The organism is Oribacterium sp. P6A1 (assembly GCF_000702885.1).
GTDB lineage: Bacteria > Bacillota > Clostridia > Lachnospirales > Lachnospiraceae > Oribacterium.
Genome location: NZ_JNKO01000002.1, coordinates 145960 through 169491 on the forward strand (window position 1 = coordinate 145960; position 23532 = coordinate 169491).

At 45.5% G+C, this 23532-nt stretch carries 18 protein-coding genes and 1 tRNA gene; 12 read left to right on the forward strand and 7 right to left on the reverse strand.

Translation table 11 applies throughout. The annotated features are described in order from the left end of the window. Positions 1 to 131: 131 nt before the first annotated feature. Positions 132 to 1022, forward strand: a complete 891-nt coding sequence (locus T515_RS01960) for a LysR family transcriptional regulator (RefSeq protein ID WP_036606950.1) — start codon at positions 132 to 134, stop codon at positions 1020 to 1022. Between the two features lie 231 nt (positions 1023 to 1253). Here T515_RS01960 and T515_RS01965 read toward each other — a convergent pair whose 3' ends face one another. From T515_RS01965 to T515_RS01985, 4 genes are all read right to left on the reverse strand, one after another. Next, positions 1254 to 2219, reverse strand: a complete 966-nt coding sequence (locus T515_RS01965) for a GDSL-type esterase/lipase family protein (protein ID WP_036606953.1) — start codon at positions 2217 to 2219, stop codon at positions 1254 to 1256. A 57-nt stretch (positions 2220 to 2276) separates the two neighbouring features. Then, on the reverse strand, positions 2277 to 3215 hold the full coding sequence (locus T515_RS01970; protein WP_036606956.1) for a GDSL-type esterase/lipase family protein: 939 nt from the start codon (positions 3213 to 3215) through the stop codon (positions 2277 to 2279). A gap of 220 nt (positions 3216 to 3435) precedes the next feature. Beyond that, positions 3436 to 3506: transfer RNA gene (locus T515_RS01975), tRNA-Gly, on the reverse strand. 276 nt (positions 3507 to 3782) lie between these two features. After that, complete coding sequence (locus T515_RS01985) at positions 3783 to 4487, reverse strand: flavin reductase family protein (RefSeq protein ID WP_036606959.1); 705 nt, start codon at positions 4485 to 4487, stop codon at positions 3783 to 3785. A gap of 244 nt (positions 4488 to 4731) precedes the next feature. On the opposite strand from T515_RS01985, the gene T515_RS16280 reads away from it, so the two are divergent. From T515_RS16280 to T515_RS02010, 4 genes are all read left to right on the forward strand, one after another. Further along, positions 4732 to 5748 (forward strand): GDSL-type esterase/lipase family protein, encoded by a 1017-nt coding sequence (locus T515_RS16280; protein ID WP_051671337.1) that lies wholly within the window; start codon positions 4732 to 4734, stop codon positions 5746 to 5748. Positions 5749 to 5912: 164 nt separating this feature from the next. Continuing rightward, positions 5913 to 6677, forward strand: a complete 765-nt coding sequence (locus tag T515_RS16285) for a DUF4358 domain-containing protein (protein WP_051671338.1) — start codon at positions 5913 to 5915, stop codon at positions 6675 to 6677. A 286-nt stretch (positions 6678 to 6963) separates the two neighbouring features. After that, on the forward strand, positions 6964 to 8421 hold the full coding sequence (locus T515_RS02005; protein ID WP_036606961.1) for an MBOAT family O-acyltransferase: 1458 nt from the start codon (positions 6964 to 6966) through the stop codon (positions 8419 to 8421). A gap of 89 nt (positions 8422 to 8510) precedes the next feature. Beyond that, positions 8511 to 9719, forward strand: a complete 1209-nt coding sequence (locus T515_RS02010; RefSeq protein ID WP_197026384.1) for a DHHW family protein — start codon at positions 8511 to 8513, stop codon at positions 9717 to 9719. A gap of 124 nt (positions 9720 to 9843) precedes the next feature. Here T515_RS02010 and T515_RS02015 read toward each other — a convergent pair whose 3' ends face one another. Next, the gene (locus T515_RS02015) at positions 9844 to 11514 is read right to left on the reverse strand and encodes a M3 family oligoendopeptidase (RefSeq protein WP_036606963.1); all 1671 of its coding nucleotides are present in this window, start codon (positions 11512 to 11514) and stop codon (positions 9844 to 9846) included. A 139-nt stretch (positions 11515 to 11653) separates the two neighbouring features. After that, positions 11654 to 13174, reverse strand: coding sequence for a polysaccharide deacetylase family protein (locus T515_RS16290; RefSeq protein ID WP_051671339.1), 1521 nt, complete (start codon positions 13172 to 13174; stop codon positions 11654 to 11656). Positions 13175 to 13491: 317 nt separating this feature from the next. On the opposite strand from T515_RS16290, the gene T515_RS02025 reads away from it, so the two are divergent. Further along, the gene (locus tag T515_RS02025) at positions 13492 to 14358 is read left to right on the forward strand and encodes a pseudouridine synthase (RefSeq protein ID WP_036606965.1); all 867 of its coding nucleotides are present in this window, start codon (positions 13492 to 13494) and stop codon (positions 14356 to 14358) included. Positions 14359 to 14373: 15 nt separating this feature from the next. Beyond that, a complete protein-coding gene (locus T515_RS02030) occupies positions 14374 to 15546 on the forward strand; it encodes a DUF4317 domain-containing protein (protein ID WP_036606966.1) in 1173 nt (390 codons plus the stop codon). Positions 15547 to 15673: 127 nt separating this feature from the next. On the opposite strand, the gene mnmA is transcribed toward T515_RS02030, so the two are convergent. Continuing rightward, positions 15674 to 16789, reverse strand: coding sequence for a tRNA 2-thiouridine(34) synthase MnmA (gene mnmA / locus T515_RS02035; protein ID WP_036606968.1), 1116 nt, complete (start codon positions 16787 to 16789; stop codon positions 15674 to 15676). 330 nt (positions 16790 to 17119) lie between these two features. On the opposite strand from mnmA, the gene rfbA reads away from it, so the two are divergent. The 5 genes from rfbA (at position 17120) to leuA (ending at position 23527) form a co-directional block, all read left to right on the forward strand. Further along, positions 17120 to 18010: a glucose-1-phosphate thymidylyltransferase RfbA gene (gene rfbA / locus T515_RS02040; protein WP_036606970.1), complete on the forward strand. Its 891-nt coding sequence runs from the start codon at positions 17120 to 17122 to the stop codon at positions 18008 to 18010. Between the two features lie 23 nt (positions 18011 to 18033). Continuing rightward, entirely contained in the window at positions 18034 to 19068 is a 1035-nt protein-coding gene (gene rfbB, locus T515_RS02045; protein WP_036606971.1) for a dTDP-glucose 4,6-dehydratase, read from the forward strand. 133 nt (positions 19069 to 19201) lie between these two features. Next, positions 19202 to 20125, forward strand: coding sequence for a dTDP-4-dehydrorhamnose reductase (gene rfbD, locus T515_RS02050; protein WP_036606973.1), 924 nt, complete (start codon positions 19202 to 19204; stop codon positions 20123 to 20125). A gap of 131 nt (positions 20126 to 20256) precedes the next feature. Further along, a complete protein-coding gene (gene glmM / locus T515_RS02055; RefSeq protein WP_036606975.1) occupies positions 20257 to 21621 on the forward strand; it encodes a phosphoglucosamine mutase in 1365 nt (454 codons plus the stop codon). Positions 21622 to 21775: 154 nt separating this feature from the next. Next, complete coding sequence (gene leuA / locus T515_RS02060) at positions 21776 to 23527, forward strand: 2-isopropylmalate synthase (RefSeq protein ID WP_036606977.1); 1752 nt, start codon at positions 21776 to 21778, stop codon at positions 23525 to 23527. Positions 23528 to 23532 lie beyond the last annotated feature (5 nt).

A 23532-nucleotide genomic window follows, 5' to 3' on the forward strand; every position in this document is an offset into this window, starting at 1 on the left:
TATTAACACATACTAAATAGATTAAGCCAAATCTTTGGCATATATTTAACAATATTTTCCCACAGCTTTTCTTGTTTGTATATTTCAGTTGTGTTAATGTGTATTCAGGTTTACTTAACACCGGAGGCGATATGTACAGCACACAGATAAAGACATTTCTCGAGGTATGTGAAAAGGGTAGTTTTAACAAAGCGGCGGCGGAACTATACATTACCCCAAGCGCGGTTCTTCAGCAGATAAATTCTCTGGAAAAAAGACTTTCCGTACATCTCATGGTGAGGAACAGAGGAGGGGTGGAGCTGACCCCGGCAGGAGAATACCTGTATAAAGAAGCCACAGCATGGATAAGACAGGGGGATGCCATACTTGAGGAAGTGCGTTACATCGCTGAACAGGAGAGTACCATATACATAGGCACTTCACTTCTTGAAAAGTGCAGGCTTCTGTATGAGCTGTGGATGCTGTATTCCTCCCAGAATGATAGTGTAAAGATTAATATGGTTTCCATAGATGCAGACCATCACATACCATCCCAGACGGATATGGTGGAAAGTATCAACAGCGGTGTTCCCTGGATGAAGGAATGGGAATTTATAAAGATCTGTGATGTGCCCTTTGGAATTGCTGCTTCGGAACGTAATCCTTTTTCCAGGAGGGAGCGACTGTCACCGGAGGAACTTCGCGGGGAAACAGTCATATGTTTCAGAGATGATGGATCGGAAACCATTCAGGACGTATTTGGCTGTTTGAAAGCCCATGAAGTAAAGCTGGATATACATGAGTATCCCAGCAATGCACTTCTTTGGGGGAGCGGCTTTAAGGATCAGCTGCTACTGGTGCCTATGTGCTGGAACGATATACTTCCCGGCATGAAGCTGATTCCGTGTACATGGGATTATGATCTTCCCTACGGGATATTTTACAGGAAGAATGCTTCAGAAACGGTACGTAGTTTTCTTTCCTTTATTCGTAAGACCTACGAAGACGGCAACGAGCAGGGTATAGTGCCGGTACTGAACTAGTAAGGACGTATAACAATCGAGTAGGGAAATTACGCCCTACTCGATTTCACGTTGGCCTTCACATGTGCTATTGTACAAGCACAACGCACGCGTGAAGGCCTTATCGCGAATAAAAAAGCGTAGCAGCCATAAAACTGCTACGCTTTAAAAGATTAATTTTGGTGGTTCGGTACACAAGACCGAACTTTTTTTTTCGCGATCAGGGGACACCGAATCACATGAAAAATAGGTTTAAGCATTTGCAGCTGCAGTGTTCTCGGCAACTGTTTCAGCGGTTGTTTCTGCCGTAGTCTCTGTTACGTCATTTGCATGAAGGTAGTTCTGACTTGCTGCATACTCACGAAGGGCCTGAACCCAGATGACATAAGCGTCGGCATTCTGGTGAATGTACTCGTCTGTGCAGTACTTTGGATCAAGGTTTCCGTTTGCATCTGCAAGGCGGTTAGCGATGTCGATGTAGCCGTAGCCCTTTTCAGTGCAAAGCTCCTGAAGAGAAGTGTTGAGCTTACGGACTGTGTCATTATCAAAAGCCCAGCTCTTGATGCCGGAAAGCTTTGTCTGAGCAGCAGGATAGATGTAGGTGGTGCTTATGATGGTTATGTCTGCAGCAGGATTTGCAGTTGCGATGCTGCTTATAAGTGACTTGTAGTTTGCAAGAACCTCGCTTGGACGTCCCTTGATGTCGTTGAGACCAAGTGAGAGATATACATGCTTTGCGCCCACAAGAGAAACAAGCTCATAAGCATAATGCTGTGCTCCTCCATACCAGAGATGGTTTACGCCTTCTGTGCCGATAGGCTGGATCTCATCATGGATGCTGTAACGGGCCTGAGTCTGGAAATTGATGTTTGCAAGTAAAGGATTCTGATTGCGGGCTATGCAATATCTCTTGAAACCGTCTGCAACGGAATCTCCTATGAGGATGGAATCCTTATAGAAATCAACTACGCGCTGATCCTCTGTAGCGTTCAGAACAGGGTCGGCCGAAAGATCTGAAGCCGCTGAGCTGTTGGAAGCTTCGGCTGAAGATTCTGCAGCGGCTTCTGCTGAGGCTTCAGTTACAGCGTTTGTCTCTGCTGCAACAGCGGCAGTTTCTGATGGTACGGAAGGACCATCTGCAAGTGATACGATTCCTGATGTGATGATCATGGATGCTGCAGCAGCTATAAGAGCTGCTTTACTAAAAGTTTTTTTCATATCTATTCTCCTTTAGACCACAGAAAAAACAGGTTATTCTGCGGGGTCTATCACTGTTTATGCCATTCCCAGTTTCTTAAGCCCGTATTCCTTGAGGGCTGCTGTCCAGATGTCGTATGCCAGGTCGTTCTGGTGGATGTATTCATCTGAGCTGTAAACAGGATTCAGATCGCCATTTTCGTCTTTGAGACGGTCGGCAACATTGATGAAGTTCCATCCGTTAGCTATACATACCTGCTCCATGGTAGTGTTGAACTTTTTGACATTGGGACTGGTCATGGTTCCGTAATACTTGCCGGGATAAATGTAAGTGGCGCTGATAACTGTGATATCAACTCCGGGATTTACGGCAATGATCTGGTTTATGAGCTTCTGATAATCCTCGATAACGCTGGGATACTGAACCTCTGTAGTGCCGAAGGACAGGAATACATGCTTTGCACCCATGAGCTGTACGGAATCCCATACAAAGCGCTGCTGGCCTCTGTAGAAAGGATGGCGGCTGGTGGCGCTGATGGTTTCAAAGGCACCTTCTATATAGTAGCCGTTAGCTGTCAGGGACTGGAAGTTCTTGAGAACAGGATCCTCTGTGTGCTTTTTGGTGTAAAGAGCAAAGCCGTTTCCGATGGAATTTCCGATTATTACGGAGTTTTGGAATAGTTCGTCAAGAGCGGTGTTCTGAGAATCTGTCAGGGCAGATGTATCAATGGCGGATACAGGACCGATAACGATGGCACCTGTCTGAGCTGTGTATGTTCCGAGAGCTGCCTGAACCGCCTGTAAGGACTCCAGGGTTGAAGCTGCAGCTTCGTTTTCAGTGGTTTCCGGGGTGGCAGAAGCATCTGTACTGCCCGGCATCGGGCCGAAAGAAGAATTGTAGCTGCTTAAGTCGATACCCTGTGCGCCTGTTGATGCGGCAAGGGCAGGAAAAACTCCTGTGCCTGTTACAAGAGCTGCGCTCAAAGCAAGGGTGGCAAGTTTTTTCATACGTCTCATAAAAAAGACCTCTTTATTCTTTCAATAAATTTACATGCATCATTTTAGCACAAGAAAAGTATATGGATTATAAAATCAACTGTCACAACGATTACAAATTACTGACGTGGCGGGGGAATCCGGTGGAAACGGTATTAGCTGCCCGGAATCAGCGACATGGTTTTATAATAAAAAAACCGGAACCAAAAGACCGAAGTCTCCGGATTCCGATTTCAAATCAAGCAGCTAACGGGAATCGAACCCGCCTCCTCGGCTTGGGAAGCCGATGTACTACCGATATACTATAGCTGCAACAATCACATGTCCTAAATTTTACTCTTAATTTTTATCAAGTCAACATGGATTTTATGTACTTTACATATAACGATCAAAATCCCGCTTACTTTTTATTCTTCCATTTTGTGTTGAAAAAATGAAAATATGAGTAAACCGCAATCACGCATATTACAAGGTTTATATAAAAATTGTCCGTATATCTGTATATGAGAGTTGCGATAAGAATACAGGTCACTATGATGAAGATATTCCGGTTTCTGTTAAGGGAATTTCTGATTTTCTGAAGATCCATTATTTCGTACCTTTCTTTCGGCTTCCCGTATTTTTACGGTCTTTTGATTTCTTCTCTGACTTATCACTCCGGCCATTAAAAAGAGCTTTCTTTTGAAATTCGGGTTTGACTTTCTTTGGGGTCTTTTTTCCGGCAACAGGCTTTTTTCGTACGGAGTAGCCGAAGCTTCCCAGCTTTTCTCCCAGGGACATATAATCTCCATGGGAATATGCCACAAGACCTACCTGATCCATGTGGAAGGCGTCCTTTTCATCTATGTACCGGTCGTCTACCTGAACAGCCACAACCTCTGCAAGGAACATATCATGAGTTCCGAGAGGAAGCACTTTGGTGACTCTGCATTCTATGGATACAGGAGCTTCTTCAATGGTGGGGGCGGAGACCACGGAAGCCTTTCCCTCATGAAGGCCCATCTCTTTCCATTTGTCCACCTTGGCAACGCTGCGGACTCCGCAGTAGTCCAATGCTTTCACCAGCTTTTCATCCGGAAGGTTTATTACAAACTCTCCTGATTCAACAAGCATCGGGTAGCTGCCTCTGTTCTTTCGTACAGAAATGTAAGCCATAGGCGGATCGGAACAGATGGTTCCGGTCCATGCAACAGTAATAATGTTTGTCTTTCCTGATTTATCTTTGAGGCTGACCATAACAGCCGGTACGGGATATATGAAATTACCCGGTTTTTTAAATGCTATCTTTGCCATAATTCTTCCAAATAATAAGTATGTTTCTGAATCAAGATTAATCTAATCTTGAAGCTATCATACGTCAAGCATATTAAAGCATTATCTGTATAAATACTTAACTGGACATAAAGCTTAGGCAGTAATAAGATTATTTCAGACGTATTTTTCAGGGTATTGCAAGACGAGGTTGAAAATCCGGCATGTACCGTCAGTTTTTGAGAATCATTCTCAGAACGGCGTTCTCAGATTTAGGAGGGAAAATATGAGAAATCATCGGATCATAGCGGCAATTCTGACTTTTACCGTATCCGTATGCCCATTGTCTTATTCTCATGCAGAGACATTGACAAACAGCGCGGATACAACAGCACTTTCATCATCCGTGGGCCCCACAGTGGGAACATATTCCGACGGAGCATCATCAGTTCCTGAAACCACAGGGGGTTCAAATTATCCGGCGGCTTTAGAAACAGCAGAGGAAACTGTTCAGGAAACAAAATCCTATGAAGAGATTCTGCTGGAGCAGCAGGCTCTTGAACAGGCCAGGCTTGCGGCTCTTGCCATGCATGCAGCGGATATCGGAAATTACTATAAGGATTCTGTGCTTATAGGCGATTCCGTGGCCATGGGATTTTCTCTTTATGCAGCAAGAAATGCCACCGCCCCGATTTTCCAGAATCTTAAATTTCTCACCAGAGGAAGCTATTCTGTTCATAATGCTTTTTCCAAGATTACAAGCAAATCCACGCACCCTATCTACGGGGGAGAGCAGCATTACATCTGGGATTCCATCAAGCTTGTCAATGCAAAGCACGTTTACTCTTTCTTCGGTCTGAACGATCTTTATGACGGAGTTGATTACACAGTTCAGAAATATCTGCAGCTTTTGGACAAGATCAAAACTGAAAATCCTGATGTGGATTTCACCATAGTAAGTACCACGCCTATGTATAAAGGTTCGGAAAAGAAGAATCTTAACAATGCAAATATTCGTGCCCTCAATGAACAGATGAAGGCATTGGCTGCTGTGAACGGCTGGGGATTCATAGATGTGGCTACACCTCTCACGGATTCAACAGGATATCTTGCTCCGAAATACTGCAGTGATAAGTATGTTCATCAGACCAATTCGGCTTATGCGGTATGGCAGCAGACTTTCGAGCAGTATGCAGAGCAGCATCTTAAGGATGGGGAGAATGAGGAAGAGATAAAAGAGACAAGGGTGGAAGAGTCGGCTCCTGATGCTATACGACCCACAGAGGCAGCATCTGCATATTGATGGGGACATCTGGAATAATAGGCTCAGAAGACGGTCTTCAACAGCAAAGAATATTGAAGTTTTAAGATTTTCTCTATATAATGGTGCAAGAGTTCAAATAAAGTAACACCCGGAGGCAGGGGCCGATGGGTTATGCAGAAACATAAACTAGAGGGAGAATGGTTATGAGAAAGAACATTATCTGTACTACGGCTGCTGTACTTGCAGCATCAGCTCTGATTCTTAACGGATGCGGAGGAAGCTCTTCAGCTCAGGCTGTAACTACAGCTGCTGCAGAGACAACTGCAGCTGCCGAGGAAACAACAGCCGAAAAGGAGACAACAACTGCTGCAGAGACAACTACAGCCGAAAAGGAGACAACAACTGCTGCCGCAGAAGAGACAACAGCCGCTGCAGAGGAGTCATCTGAAGAAGAGACAACCAAGGAAGAGGAAACCACCAAGGAGTCCAAAGAAGAGACCACGACTGCTGAAGAAACAACAACTGCCGCAGAGACAACTACAGCCGCTGAAACAACAGCTGCAGAGACAACAGCTGCCCAGTCAGCCGGCATTGATCCCAGCGCTATCTACAGCAAGGTTACAGGACTTCTTCCGGGTATGATCACAGTTGATGCAAACTACATCTCAAACTACTATGGAATTGATGCTTCACAGCTTGAGGGTTATGTATTTGCCATGGCTGAGGATGTAACCAAGGCTGATACAGTTGCTATACTTAAGGCTAAGGATGCTGCTTCTGTTGCAGCTCTCGCAGGACAGCTCAGCGCTGTTCAGCAGCAGAAGGCTCAGGAACTTCAGGACTATATGCCTGAGCAGTATCAGATCGTAGCAGCAAGTGCCGTAAAGACAATCGGCAACTATGTATATCTGGTTATGTCATCAAACGGAGCTGCTATCGAGCAGACCATCGCAGCGAGCGTAGGCTGATAGGGAGAACTTAAAGAGCTTTGGTTAATACAAGGCTTTGGAAGACATTACAATAAAATGAATCATTATTATGGCAGGTGCAGGAATCGCACCTGCCATTTTTTTCACGATTTGCCATAAGGCGGAATTGAGTATTCCGGACAGGGAGTATTCTTTATATTTCCCTTATACATATTGCCATCCAAAGGCATTTGATTGTAATATATGAGAGTTGCGGACAGTGTATCCTGCCATCAAGACAGGGATGCTTCGGTTCGAATCAAGTCTACACAAACGGAGTTAATTTATGGTTTTCAGTAGTATTCCATTTTTGTTTTTCTTCCTTCCTCTGTGCCTGATACTTTACTATATGGTACCCTTCAAAGTGAAGAATTATGTGCTTCTTTTATTCTCGCTGGTTTTCTATGCATGGGGCGAGCCTATTTACATTCTGCTCATGCTTTTTGAGACATTATCCGACTATACCCTCGGAAGATTAATGCATAAGGCGGGGGATAACACAGGACTTCGCAGGCTCTGCCTCGCCCTTTCGGTGATCATCGACCTGTCTGTTCTCGGATTTTTCAAATATGCGGATTTCCTTATAGAGTCTCTTAATGCAGCTTTAGGAACAGCCATCACGCCTTTTGGTCTGGGGCTTCCTATAGGAATCAGTTTTTTCACTTTCCAGACCATGAGCTACACCATCGATCTCTATAAAAGAGAGGTTAAGGTTGAGAAGAATTATTTCTATTATCTGACATATGTATCCATGTTCCCGCAGCTTATCGCAGGACCTATCGTAAGATTTTCAACTGTCAATGAAGAGCTTCATGACAGAAAGATTGATTTCGAAGGATTTATACAGGGAGGTCTCAGATTCCTTCAGGGCCTCTTCAAGAAAGTACTTCTTGCCAATACCATCGGTTCCTTGTGGGAGGTGATCAAGGCGGGAGCATTTGCATCCGCAGGAGAACTTAGCGTTGTCAGCGCATGGCTTGGGGCAATATGCTTTACACTTCAGCTTTATTTCGATTTCAGTGCCTACAGTGATATGGCCATAGGCATGGGAAGGATGCTGGGTTTCCATTATCTTGAAAACTTTAATTATCCTTTGAGTGCGGTTTCCGTAACAGACTTCTGGAGACGCTGGCATATTTCATTAAGTACATGGTTCCGTGACTATGTTTACATTCCTCTTGGAGGTAATCGTCACGGGGAGCTGAAACAGCTGAGAAACATGTTTGTTGTATGGTTCCTGACAGGTCTATGGCACGGGGCGGCATGGAACTTTATACTGTGGGGACTTTTTTACGGAGTGCTGCTGGCACTTGAAAAGAATGTGTGGGGCAGGTTCCTTAAAAAGCTTCCGGCTTTCCTTCAGCACCTTTATGCCATGTTTATTTATGTGACAGGATTTATCATATTTGTATTTGATGATATGGGACAGCTGGGACATTATCTCGGAATCATGTTCGGTATGTCGGGAGCTCCTTTGTTCAATGCTGATTTTATATGGTATCTCAGAAACAATTTAATTCTGCTTATTCTGGGATGCATGATTTCGTTCCCGGTATATCCGTGGCTCAGAGGAAAGATAAGAAGTGTGGCAAAGGGAAACGGCAGGGCAGGCCTTTCCGAAATGATCACGAGGGAGACATTTATTACCATCATTAGATCGTCTTTCTACATTATTCTGTTTTTCCTGACCACGGCTTATCTTGTGAATGATACATATAATCCATTCCTTTATTTCAGATTCTGATGAGCCATGGGAATTATTTTTAAATAATCGTAAGGGCTTATGATGATCAGGGAAATTAAGACATTAACATCTGATAATTGGAGTTTATGATGCAAAACGAATCAAATAAAAAAGAAGACTATCTTCTGGCAGGTGTCCGGAATGTGGGTAATATCATTATCGTAATGACAGTTACTTTGGCCATACTTGTTTTCGGAGTCTGGTTTATGCTCTCACCTAAGAGAGAATTCAGTGAGAGCGAGAACAGACAGCTTGCACTGTGGCCGACCTACACTTTTCAGTCTCTGAAGGACGGTTCATACATGAGCGGTATACAGAGGTATCTGTCGGATCACTTCCCTGTTAGAGATCAGTTTATGACATTAAAGACAAAATCCGAGATAATGATGGGTAAGCAGGAAATCAACAACATCTATGTCGCAAAGGACGGTTTTCTCATTGAGGCTTATGATGAGCCAAAGCAGAACGAAAAGATCATAAATCAATTCGGAAAGCTTTATCAGAACATAACTACTGATGCAAGGAATAACATAAAGCTCATGCTTGTGCCGACGGCTGTGACTGTTTACAATGACAAGCTTCCCGCAGGTGCTCCGGATAAAGGTAACCTTTTGCAGCTTGAGACCATTGAAAAGCTCCGTGAGGCACTTCCCGGGTTAAAGTTTATCGATTGCTATGACGGGCTTCTTGAGGCTGCCCGGGCCGAAAAGAATGCTTCCGGATTTACCCCGCTTTACTATCGCACAGATCATCACTGGACAACCTATGGCGCGTATGTTTCGTACAGAGAGTACTGCAAGGCCGAAGGCATTGAACCTCTTCCCGAGTCGGCTTTTACAAAGACGGTAGTTACAGACAGCTTCCGTGGAACGGTTTATTCGAAACTAAACGATACTACTGTTCCCGGGGAGGAGATAACCATTTATGAGAATCCGGACAATGCTTTAACCGTGGATTACACTGACTCACATGAGGTTACGGATACGCTTTATAACAGGGAGTATCTTGAGAAAAAGGACAAGTATTCCATGTTTCTCAATAACCTCCATCCTCTTATTGAGATTACAAATGAGACTGCGGATTCCGATAAGGTTATGGTGCTCATCAAGGACAGTTACGCAAATTCCATTGTGCCCTTCCTTGTAAACCACTACAAAAAGATTTATGTGTTCGATACCCGTTACTACCGTTTCGGACCTGCTTCATTTATCAATCAGCATCCGGAGGTTACGGATGTGCTTATACTGTACAATATGAACACCATCGATACAGATCTGGGAATAGGCGGTATATTCTAAGATTTTGAGAAGGGCTGAAGGTAACGATACAGCCTGATGATAAAAACCAAAGAGCCTGTGGCATCCATTTGAAAACGGATGCCACAGGCTCTTTGGTTTTTTAGATATTTACGCTGACATTTGGTCAAAACCGTTCATCCAGCTTATTTACAATATATCGAAGGCATCCGTCCTCAAACACGTTATCGAGACCGGCCTTCTTCATGAGTCCGTTGTAGAAGTCTGAAGCTGAAAGCCTGCAGAGTTTAAGGTAGCTTTCCCATGCCTCACGGTAGTCTTTATCCATGCGGACCTTGTACTGGAGTGCATTGGCACCCGCGATGCAGTAGTCAATGTAGTAGAGCGGGCTGTCATAGATATGGTGCTGCCGCTGCCAGTATCCGCCTTGCTCAAAGTAGTCATTACCTGTGTAGTCAAGGTGAGGCTTGTACTGACGCTCAAGGTCTCGCCATACCTCGTTTCGTGCCTTTGGTGTAAGACCCGGGTTTGAGTAAACGATGTCCTGATATTCATCCACCATGGTGCCGTAAGGGATGAACATGACCGCATCCATGAAATGCATTTTGATGTAGTCATCTGAACGATTGCCGAAAATCAGAGGCATCCATGGCTCTGTAAAGAACTCCATAGACATAGAGTGGGTTTCCGCGATTTCCATGGTGATGTCATTATGCTCGATTACGGGATCTCCGGCGGTGATGTAGCCCTGGAAGGCGTGGCCGCATTCGTGGGTTATGACATCAGCATCTCCGGAGGTTCCGTTGAAGTTGGCAAATACGAAAGGAGCCTGATAGTCAGGGAGCATGGTCATATAACCGCCTGTCTTTTTGTTCTTTCTTCCCAGGACATCAAAGAGCTCAGAGTCGCACATGAAGTTAATGAATCTTCCGGTTTCCGGTGAGAGTTCATTGTACATTTTACGTCCGGCTAAAAGGATCTCCTCAGGGGTACCTATAGGAGCCGGGTTTCCGTTTGTAAAATAAACGCCTTCGTCTATGTAGCTAAGTCTGCTGAGCTTGAGCTGCCGGCGGCGCATATCGTGAAGCTTCTCTGCGAAAGGAACAAAATCACGCTTTACCTGTTTGCGGAACTCTTCTACATCGGAGCGGCCAAAGCTGTTTCGGTTCATTCTTGCGTAACCGAGAGGAAGGTAGTTCTCATGGCCCATGAGTTCGCCCTGTTCTGTACGGTTCTTTACAAGTTTGTCATAGAAGTCGTCAAGTTCTTCTTTGTGGGCTACAAAGAATTCACTGAACTTTTCCCATGCTTCCTTTCTTGTATTTCTGTCCTGATTATGGAGGTATGGATTCATGAGACTTAAGTTCAGTTCCTCACCGTTCCAAGGGATGCGTGCACTTGCAAGAAGCTTGTTGTATTCGGTCTGCAGTTTGTTTTCCTCCTGCATGAGGGGGATGAGCTTTTCGTCCACAGACTTCATGGCAAGTTCAATATTTTTGAAGGCCACCTTGCCTATTCGCTCTTCAAGATAAGGCCTGAACCTGGAATTAAAAAGCTTCTTCCTGTAGGAAACCACCAGATTCTGGAATACAGGCATGTTCTCGTCAAAATACTGCTGTTCTTCAAGAAGGGCCTCGTCTGACATGTCTATGTCTGAACGGATCATGGCTATCTGCGACTCTGTCATAACATGGTTGTAAATTTTGTAAAATTCTTCGTGGACAGCGAACTGTTCTTCGCCGGAAGAGGCTTTGTCGAAACGCTCCTCCAGTTCCTTAAAGTCCTTTGTGAGTCCGGTGAAATCTATACGCTCGTAGGGCATTTCCGAAAATCTCATTGATTATCTCCTTTCCGTTCTTTTTGAAAGAATAAGATTGCCTCGTCCGGAGGGCGAGGCAATCAATGATTATCATTATATATATTGTTACGTTGTCTGCAATACATTTTTGTACTGCTGAAAAGTTTCCTTTGAATCATCAATTCGGTGCAGCCGCCTGTATGGCATCTGACTGAACATCGCCTCCGGCCCCCGGATTCTGACCTACAGCCATCCATGCTGCGGTCTCTGAAACCTTTTGGGCCTCCTGGGCACTCGTAGGTACATAAGTGTCATCCTCCTCAGTGGGGGCTTCTATCACGTCGGCTTCGGTGGCTTCCGTTGCCGCTGCTGCCGTTTCTGTGGCTGAGGTTTCGGCTTCAGTGGCAGCCTTCGTGGTGCTCTGTTCGGATTTCCTGGTTTCCGAAGCGGTCTCCTTTGAGGCGGCTTTGGTGCTTGTTTCGGAAGATTTGGAAGAAGACTTTTCACTTGATTCCGAAACCGTTGATGAAGCTGAAGTGGTGCCTGCAGCAGCTGTCTCTGCATTAGTTGCATCAGGCGGAGCTGCATAAGGGAAAGAGGAATACTGCTTTCCGTTTCCTCCGTGGACCTCAGCATTATGGAAGGCAATAAGCTCCGAAACTGTTACCAGCTGATAGCCCTGCTCATAAAGCCATGGGATAACCTCCTCAGAGGCTGCCTGAGTGGCGGAGTAGAGCTCGTGCATAAGGACAACGTCTCCGTCCTTTATCTGAGATTCGATGATATCAACGGTACTCTGTGCATTCTTTGTCTTCCAGTCGATGGTGTCAATGGACCAGAAAATCATGGGCTGGGTCACGGCGCTTCGTACAGCGTCGGTGATGATTCCTCCCGGAAGCCGCACAAGAGCCGGTGATACACCGGTGACTTCGAGGATCTTTGCATTGGTCTTTTCAAACTCTTCCCTGATATAGTCGGTGGACTTTTTGGAAAGTGAGGTATCGTGATCCCAGCTGTGGTTGGCTACCTCGTGTCCGTTTGCTGCCATGCGCTGAACTTCGGATGCAAATTCGTCTATACGGTTTCCTACCAGGAAGAAGGTTCCTCTTCCGTTGCAGGCTTCAAGCGCATCCATGATTTTTTCTCCTGTGGAGCCGTTTGGACCGTCGTCCCAGGTCAGAGCTACCATGGGCTTTGTGGTGTCAACGTATCTTCCGTTTGAAAGAACGTGAGTAGGGTCATAGGCTTCGGTGGTTTCGACAGTTGCTTCGGTACTTTCCGCGGCAGAGGATTCTGCTGCAAATGTCTGGCCCACTACATCAATGGAATCATTTCCTTTATTTATCTCGATGTTCTGCATGGCATCAACTTTCTGCTGCCTGCTGTCGGTTATATAGCCTGTGATTCCGGTGACAAATTTCCATACGACGAATACCACTGCGATAACACAGCCTAAAGCTATTAAACGGTAGGTATAGGCTCTTTGACGGGCTTTCTTTTTACGCATGGCTCTTCGGTGCCGTTCCATCAGTTCCTGTTTTTCCGCGTTGGTCATCACCCGGTTCCTTCCGGTATGATTACGTTCCTGAGAGCGGTTGTCCCGGGATGAATATCTGTTTCCGGAGTTTCCGGAAGAATATTGACGGCCGGAACCTCCGTTATTTCTATTGTTGTGGTCTGAATAATAGTTTCTTGCCATTACATTAAACTCTTCTTAAAATTAATTTATTTATTTCTAACCTTGAATTATAAGGCATCATGCTTTATATGAATACTATTTTTGACAAAAAAATAATTTATTTGTGAATATAGCAGACAAATAAGGCGTCAGGTTATTTTAGAGCCCTGGTATATACATGAATAAGAATATGACGGGGACTTGGAAGAGAGCGGAATATATGATAATGTACCCATCTGAACCCCGGCTCTGATGATTTACGGGGAGTATAAACAGAGGCTGTTGATCTTTGCCCGGGAGGGGAAATCCTTCTCAGGGGAGCAGTAGGAGAATGATATATGCGTTTAGACAAGTATCTTGCCGACATGGGAGTCGGCAGCAGAAGCGATATAAAGAAAGCCATTCGTAAGTGTAAGGTCACTGTGAACGGAGAGGTTGTCCGGGATGCCGGAGAGAATGTTCCGGAAGGAGCAGTGATTACTTTTTTTGATGAAGAGATCGCTTATCAGAAGTATCAGTACTATATGATGAATAAACCGGCGGGGGTCATTTCCGCAAGTGAGGATAAGCATCAGGAAACTGTTGTTGATCTCATAAGAGATGATGTTTTCGGAGGACAGGTCCGCAAGGATCTTTTTCCTGTGGGGCGTCTGGATAAGGATACGGAGGGCCTTCTCATTATTACAAATGACGGTAAGCTCTCACACAGACTTCTTTCGCCGAAGCATCATGTAGATAAGGCGTATTATGCTGTGGTGACGGGAACAGTGGGAGAAGAGGATACAGAGAAGTTCAGGAAAGGGATACGTTTCGACGAGCATCTCACAGCCATGCCGGCGGAGCTTGAGATCCTGAGTACCGGAAAGACGGTAAAGGAGCTTGCGGATAAGCTGCAGCTTTCCGTGGATCCGGAGAGATTTGAGAGAGTCAGACTTTCGGGTGCCCTGTTTGCAGGCGCGGAAGGTCCTGCTGCCATAACAGATGAAACCCTTTGCTCCGAGGTGAAGGTGGTCATACAGGAAGGTAAGTTTCATCAGATAAAGAAGATGATAAGAGCTCTTCCGGGCGAAAAGGATGTTCTGTATCTGAAGAGAATGTCCATGGGAGACATTGCACTTGACGAGAGCCTTGCGCCCGGAGAGTACAGAAGTCTCACTGAGGAAGAGATGGAAATTTTGACAAAGTCCTGCGGCAATGAGGACTAAAGGAGAATGTTGTAAATGGATAAAAAGTCAGTAAGCGAGATCAAATCAAAGTGTTTTAATAAAAATGACTGCCGCATAGATCGTATGCGTGCCTGTTATGTCAATGAGGAGAAGGAGAAGATATCAACCTTCCATGATATGTTCCTGCAGCTTGAGGAGCAGGAGAGGGCTAAGTATTGTGAGCTTTTCAAACGTTCCATGTCGGGAAAGTTCGGAAGAAACCTGTTCAATGTAGAGTTTCCTGTTCCGGAGGAGATGGAGGGAGGACATCAGGAGTTCCTGTACCGCCTTCAGAAGTCGGAGCTTAAGGATGATGGGCTTGTGGAGCAGCTTTTCGACAAGATCATCGGTTCCTACAGCTATCCGGGAAAGTATCTCATCATACTGACCCACGGAGTTTATGACATTCCCATGAAGCTTAAGGATCAGACAGTGCTTGATGATGCGAGTGAGTACGTCTACAGCTTCATCCTTTGCACCATCTGCCCTGTGGAGCTTCTCAGAGAGGGACTCTGTTATGATGTCAATGCCCAGACCTTCCTTAGCCGTACCGATGACTGGGCTGTAAAGAATCCGGAAACCGCATTCCTGTTCCCGGCTTTCAACTTCAGAAACACGGATATCCATAATTCACTCTACTTTACAAGACATCCCGAGGAACGTCATGAGGAGATTCCACTTGATATTCTGGGAGCAGAGCTTTCCAGAACAGAGAAAGATCAGCAGCATGTTTTCAGAGAGATAATCGAAACTACTCTTTCCGGTGACTGTACGTTTGAGACTGTGAGAAACATTTCCGAAGAGATCAATGAGATGATCAGGGAGAACAGCAATGATAAGGAAAGCGATGATCATGTGGAGCTTGGAAAGGGAGATATGAGAAGACTCCTTGCTTCAAACGGAGCCACTGAAGAGCAGCTGAACCAGTTCGAGAGAATATATGATGAGGCTGTGGGAGATGACAATTCCCCGCTGGTTGCCGAGAATATCCAGGATCAGAAGCATCTGGTGGTGAAGTCACTTACCATGAAGCTGGATGTAAAATCTGAAAATGCCGATCTCGTGGAGACCCGTGTCATAGACGGCAGAGAGTATCTTCTTATTCCTATTGCGGATGATATCGAGGTGAACGGAATAAAGATAAGACAGAATCTGAAGCCGGTGAAGGTGGAGGAAGAGAAACAGTAAAAGCTCAGTGGCAAAGGACAGGCAGCAGCCTGTTCCGTGAACCCGTGAAATCTAAAAGCCTGTGTATCCTGTAACCCTTAGCGATGGTTACAGGATACACAGGCTTTGATTTTTTAAAGGAACTGATTTAAGCGTTCTTCAGGGCTTTGACGATGGTACCTCCACCCACAACCAGATCTCCGTCATAGAGAACAACGGCCTGCCCCGTGGCCACAGCCCGTTCGGGCTCATCAAAGGTTACTTTAACCTGACCGGTAAGCTTCCCGTTCTCATCTCTCAGGGCTTCCGCTGTGGCAGGAACTTCCTTTGCCTTATAACGGGTTTTTACGGTAACCCGTACAGGGCCTTCCGGTTCGTCGAAAGGTATCCAGTTAAAGCGGTCTGCAATAAGAGCCTTTGAGTAAAGCTCGGGACCTGTAGTAAGGATGACCTCGTTCTTTTCCATGTCTTTTCCACAGACATACATAGGCTGCTTAAGGGCGAGACCGAGACCTTTTCGCTGACCGATGGTGTAGCGGATGATGCCCTTGTGGGTTCCCAAAACATTGCCCTCTGTGTCGATGAAGTTTCCCGGAGCAAAGCTGCGGCCGGTATAGCGCTCGATGAAATCACCGTAGTCACCATTCACTACAAAACAGATATCCTGAGAATCGTGCTTGTGGGCGTTTATAAATCCGTGTTTCTCGGCTTCCACCCGGACTTCGTCCTTGGAGGCAAAGTTTCCAAGGGGAAACATGGTGTGGGCCAGCTGATCCTGATTCATGAAGTAAAGGACATAGCTCTGATCCTTTGCGAGATTTCGTGACTTTTTAAGAAGCCATCGTCCGGTGCCCGGATCCTGCTCGATTCTTGCGTAGTGTCCTGTGACTATGAGGTCGCAGCCCAATGTCTCCGCCCGGTGATACAGCTTTTCGTGCTTCATGTAGCGGTTACAGTCGATGCAGGGGTTAGGAGTGCCCCCTTCTTCATAAGTACGTATAAAGCGGTCAATAACCTGTTTGTCAAAGTCTTCTGTGAAATTGAAAACATAGTATGGCATGCCGAGGCTGGCAGCTACCTGACGGGCATCCTCAGTGTCCTCAAGGGTACAGCAGGTATTGGCTCGGCAATATCCTATGTCTTCGTTGTTATATAGCTTCATGGTGACGCCTATGCAGTCGTAGCCGGCTTCCCGCATAAGGGCAGCGGCCACAGAGCTGTCAACACCGCCGCTCATGGCGATTAATGCTTTCTTATTTTCCATTTTTACCTCCGTGGGCCAGGTGCCCGCCTGTTTCATCCGGGGCGTATCTGTCCCATCAATAAAGTTTGAAAGTCTGCTTTCAAACCTTTCTTTCTATAGATAGCTTTCTTTGATTTAAGTGACTATAACATTACCGGACAGGCTTATCAAGGGGACAAAAACAGGCATTTTGTACGATTTTTAATGCTTTTTATGCGGAAATTAATGATATTTCAATTTGTATATGGTAGTTGATTGTGTTAGAATTTGGAAAGTATGTAGACATATCAGGCGTAGTATGCCCTTTTGAGTGAGGTTTAAAAAATCTGCCTGATAACTAAAGGAGATATTATGAAGGGAATTATACTTGCCGGTGGATCCGGTACAAGATTATATCCGCTTACAAGAGTAACCTCCAAACAGTTACTTCCTATCTATGACAAACCGATGATCTATTATCCCCTGAGCGTTCTTATGAATGCCGGAATAAGAGACATTCTGCTTATTTCTACACCGAGTGATACACCGAGATTTCAGGAGCTTCTGGGAGACGGAAGTCAGTTCGGTATAAATCTGGAATATAAGGTTCAGCCATCACCGGATGGACTTGCCCAGGCATTTATCCTCGGAGCAGAGTTTATAGGTAATGATTCCGTTGCCATGATCCTCGGTGACAATATTTTCTCAGGACATGGATTCAAGAAGCTTCTTCGCAATGCAGCTTCCAAGACATCCGGTGCAACAGTTTTCGGATACTATGTTGATGATCCCGAGCGTTTCGGTATCGTTGAGTTCGACAAGACAGGAAAAGCTGTTTCCATCGAAGAGAAGCCTGAGCATCCAAAGTCAAACTATTGTGTAACAGGTCTTTATTTCTATGACAACAAGGTTGTGGAGTATGCAAAGAACCTTAAGCCTTCAGCAAGAGGCGAACTTGAGATCACAGACCTTAACCGTATTTATCTTGAGAACGGTGAGCTTGATGTGACATTGCTTGGTCAGGGCTTCACATGGCTTGATACCGGAACCCACGATTCTCTTGTGGATGCCACCAACTTTGTATATACTATCGAAACTCATGAGCATCGTAAGATCGCCTGCCTGGAGGAGATTGCATATCTTAACGGATGGATCGACGAAGACAAGGTCAAGGAAGCTTACGAGATGTACAAGAAGAATGAGTACGGCCGTTATCTTAAGGATATACTTGACGGCAAGTATGTTGATAAGCTCACTGAGTGATTTTAAATAATGAGAGGTTTTATATGAAATATATAGTAACAGGCGGCGCCGGATTTATCGGCGGCAACTTCATGCATTTTGCGGTCAATACTTATCCCGATGATCAGTGGATCTGTCTTGATGCACTTACCTACGCAGGAAATCTTGAGACACTTGCACCTCTTGAGGGCAAGCCTAACTACAAGTTCGTTAAGGGCGATATCGCAGACCGTGAGTTTGTATTCAAGCTTTTCGAGACAGAGAAGCCGGACGTTATCATTAACTTTGCGGCAGAGTCTCATGTAGACCGTTCCGTATCGGATCCCGGTATCTTCTTAAAGACCAATGTCGGCGGAACAGTAGCTCTTCTTGATGCATGCAAGGAGTACGGCATCAAGAGATATCATCAGGTATCTACAGATGAGGTTTACGGTGATCTTCCTCTTGACCGTCCTGACCTTTTCTTCACAGAGGACAACAAGATCAAGGCATCTTCACCATACTCTGCATCAAAGGCATCAGCAGATCTTTTTGTGCAGGCATACCACAGAACCTTCGGTATCCCTACAACTATTTCAAGATGCTCAAACAACTACGGACCGTATCACTTCCCTGAGAAGCTTATTCCGCTGGTTATCTCGAGAGCACTCAATGATGAGAAGATCCCTGTATACGGAAACGGTGCCAATGTCCGTGACTGGCTTTATGTAACAGATCACTGCAAGGCAATCGACCTTATCGTTCGTAACGGAAAGGTAGGGGAGGTTTACAATATCGGCGGACACAATGAGAGAACAAATCTTGAGGTTGTAAAGACCATCCTTAAGGCTCTCGGAAAGCCGGAGTCACTTATCGAGTACGTTAAGGACAGACCGGGACACGACCAGAGATATGCTATGGATCCGACAAAGATGGAGACAGAGCTCGGTTGGAAGCCTGAGTATACCTTCGACACAGGAATACCTGTGACCATCGACTGGTATCTCAACAACAAGGAGTGGTGGGAGCACATCATTTCCGGAGAATATCAGAGCTATTTCGACAAGATGTATGTTGAAGGCAAGGGACTCAGCGACTGATGCTCCGTTATGCCTTGAAAAAGACTTTTTAGTTTAAAAATAAAAAAAGATAAGTGTGCCATTTCGTGGTATGCAGACAGAATGAGGAGTGGATTTATGCTCCTCATATCTTTTAATAGAAAGTGAGAATAATGTGAAAGTATTTGTTACCGGTGTCGGTGGTCAGCTTGGCCATGACGTTATGAATGAACTTGCAAAGAGAGGCTATGAGGGAATCGGTTCCGATCTTGCTCCTGTGTACAGCGGTATTCAGGATGACAGCGCGGTTACAAAGATGCCTTATGTTTCCATGGACATAACAGATCGGGAGCAGGTGGAGAAGGTGATTTCCGGGGCAGCACCTGATGTTATAGTTCATTGTGCCGCATGGACTGCAGTTGATCTTGCAGAGGATGAGGACAAGAAGGCAAAGGTAAAGGCTATAAACACCGATGGTGTGCAGAATATTGCGGATGTTGCAAAGAAGCTTGATGCAAAGATGATCTACATCTCAACGGATTATGTGTTTAATGGTCAGGGAACAGAGCCCTGGCTTCCGGACTGCAAGGATTATGCACCCCTTAACTACTATGGAGAGACAAAGCTTGGTGGAGAACTGGCGGTTGCCAACACTCTTGAAAAGTACTTCATTGTACGTATCGCCTGGGTATTCGGCCTTAACGGAAAGAATTTCATCAAGACCATGCTTAATGTGGGTAAGACACACGATACGGTAAGAGTGGTAAATGATCAGATCGGAACACCTACTTATACACTGGATCTTTCAGTTCTTCTTGTGGATATGCTGGAAACCGAGAAGTACGGATATTATCACGCAACAAACGAAGGCGGATATATCAGCTGGTATGATTTCACGAAGGAAATCTACCGTCAGGCAGGCTATAAGACAGAGGTTAAGCCCGTAACAACAGAAGAGTATGGTCTCAGTAAGGCGGCCCGTCCCTTCAATTCAAGACTCGATAAGTCGAAGCTTGCGGAGAATGGTTTCAATCCGCTTCCGACATGGCAGGACGCTCTTTCAAGATATCTTGAAGCCTTAAAGGATATTGAGGTCTGAGATAAAGAAAAAGCAGGGACTGTCTTCGGACAGTCCCTTTCACTTCATAAAAGGCAGGAATTTTGTAAAGGATAATCCTGACAGCACCGGCTGAGAAGCAGCCCGGAATAATTTGTAAAATAGGAGTAATCATGGGTAAATATTTTGGTACAGACGGATACCGCGGTGAGGCTAATGTGAACCTTACTGCAGACAGTGCTTTCCGTGTAGGCAAGTTTTTAGGATGGTATTACGGACAGGGTAAAAAGGAAGGTGAGCGCTGCCGTATCGTTATAGGTAAGGATACCCGCCGCTCAAGCTATATGTTTGAGTACGCTATTGCGGCCGGAATCACGGCAACAGGTGCTGATGCATACCTGCTTCACGTAACCACCACACCTTCTGTAGCATACGTTGCAAGATCAGAGGATTTTGACTGCGGAGTTATGATCTCTGCATCACACAATCCTTTTTATGATAATGGTCTTAAGGTTATCAACGGAAACGGCGAGAAGCTTGGTGAGGATGTTATCGAGAAGATCGAGGACTATCTTGACGGGGTGACACCGGAGGTGCCTCTTGCAACAAGAGACAATATCGGACGCACTGTGGATTTCGCAGCAGGAAGAAACCGCTATATCGGTTATCTTATTTCCCTTGCCACAAAGAGCTTTAAGGGCAAAAAGGTGGCTCTTGACTGTTCAAACGGTTCCGCATCATCAATCGCAAAATCTGTTTTTGACGCCCTTGGAGCAGACACACATGTTATTCACAATGAACCAAACGGCATAAACATTAACGATAAGTGCGGTTCAACACATATAGAGTCTCTTCAGAAGTTCGTCAAGGATCAGGGATGTGATGTGGGCTTTGCCTATGACGGAGATGCTGACAGGTGTCTCGCTATAGATGAGGACGGAAATCTCATCGACGGTGACCAGATCATGTATGTATGCGGATGTTATATGAAGGAAAAGGGACAGCTTCAGGATGACACCATAGTAACTACCGTTATGTCAAATTTCGGTCTTTACAAGGCACTTGATGAGGTCGGAATAAAGTATGAGAAGACCAAGGTCGGCGACAGATTTGTTTATGAGAATATGTCCCAGAACGGCTTCTCTCTGGGCGGTGAGCAGTCCGGTCACATCATTTTCCTTAATCACGCAACCACAGGTGACGGAATCCTTACTTCCATAAAGGTGATGGAAACCATGCTGGCAAAGAAAAAATCTCTCAAGGAGCTGGCTTCACCGTTTACAGTGTTCCCTCAGGTACTCAAGAATGTCAGAGTTCTTGACAAGGAGGCTGCACAGAATGATGAGGCTGTTGTGGCTGCTGTGGAAAAGGTTACCGAAGAACTCGGATCTGACGGAAGAATACTGCTCAGAGCTTCTGGAACAGAGCCTCTTGTGAGAGTGATGGTTGAGGCCGACACTGTCGATAAGTGTGACAAGTATGTGGATCAGGTTATAGATGTTATGAAAGAGAGGGGACTAGTCCTCGACGAACAATGATAATATAATAAAAGAATGTGGGGAGCCTTTGGGCGTCTGTCTGTATAGAAGCTTCACATGGTCAGTGTCGGATTTAAACATGAGATCCGATATGGGATGCCGGTCTGTCTGATGAGAGACCCAAAGACCGGTGTTCCGGGAAGGGAGATGACATATGTTGAATTACAAGCGTTACAGGAGATTTCCGGCATTTAAGTATCCGGAGAGAACATGGGTGGATAATGAGATTACGGAAGCGCCGGTCTGGTGCTCTGTAGACCTTAGAGACGGTAATCAGGCACTTATTGATCCTATGAGTGTCGAGGAGAAGATAGAGTTTTTCCAGATGCTGGTGAAGCTTGGCTTTAAGGAAATCGAGGTTGGTTTTCCGGCTGCTTCACAGATTGAGTATGATTTCCTTCGTCAGCTTATCGAAAGAAAGATGATTCCTTCTGATGTTACCGTACAGGTGCTTGTTCAGTGCCGTGCCGAGCAGCTGGAGAAGACCTTTGAATGTCTTGAGGGTCTTGATAAGGCCATCGTTCATATATACAATTCAACTTCTGTTCTTCAGAGGGATGTTGTATTCAACAAATCGAAGGAAGAGATCATAGACATTGCCCTTACAGGCACAGAGCTTGTGAAGAAGTACGCCAAGGATTTCCCGGGAAATATCCGTCTTGAGTATTCACCCGAGTCCTTCACAGGAACGGAGATGGACTATGCTGCGGATATCTGCAACGCTGTTCTTGATGCCTGGGGATGCAAAGAGGGAAGAGAGGTAATCATAAACCTTCCTTCAACAGTGGAGATGAATACTCCCAATGTCTATGCCGATCAGATCGAGTATATGTGCAATCACCTTAAGCACAGAGAGCATGTGATAGTTTCCGTTCATCCCCATAACGATCGCGGAGAGGGCGTGGCTTCCACAGAGCTTGCCATGCTTGCGGGAGCAGACAGAGTTGAGGGAACGCTTTTCGGAAACGGAGAGAGAACCGGTAATGTAGACATTCTTACGGTTGCCTACAACATGTTCTCCCATGGAGTGGATCCAAAGCTTAACATTGAGGATATCAATTCCATAAAGGAAGTTTATGAGAGATGCACAAAGATGACTATCCCACCGAGAGCACCATATGCGGGAGAACTTGTATTTACTGCTTTCTCGGGTTCACATCAGGATGCCATCAATAAGGGCGTAAAGGCCATGAATGACCGTCACTCAAAGATCTGGGAGGTTCCTTATCTTCCTATCGATCCGGCTGATATCGGAAGGATGTACGAGCCCATCGTTCGTATCAATTCACAGTCCGGAAAGGGCGGAGTCGCATTCGTCATGGATTCCCAGTTCGGCTACAAGCTTCCTAAGGGAATGCAGAGAGAGTTTGCCGATTACATTCAGGAGGTTTCGGAGAAGGAAGGAGAGGTATCACCACAGGAAATCTTCGACATCTTCGATGCCCGTTATATCCAGACAAAGGAGCCTATGCATTTCAAGAATCTTCGTACTACAGATACGGAGAACGGAGAAGACAGCTTCACGACTCTTGCAAATGTCACCTATATGAATCACGGAGAACTGAAGACCTTCGGAGGTGTGGGTAACGGACCTATCGATTCTGTTGTTTCCGGTCTCAATCATGAGCTTAACATCAGGTCAAAGGTTATCGATTATCAGGAGCATGCCCTTGGTTCAGGTTCAGGAGTTAAGGCTATTTCCTACATTCACCTTCTGGATGTGGATACAGGAAAAACAAGCTACGGCGTAGGTGTTTCATCCAATATCACCCGTTCCTCAATCCGTGCTGTATTCAGTGCTGTAAACAGACTCTATTTCAAGAAAGAGGCTGAGGAGGCCGGAAGCAAGCGTGTGGAGATGCAGAGGGGCACAGAAAAGCCAAAGGGACTTTTCGGAAATTCCTAAAAAGA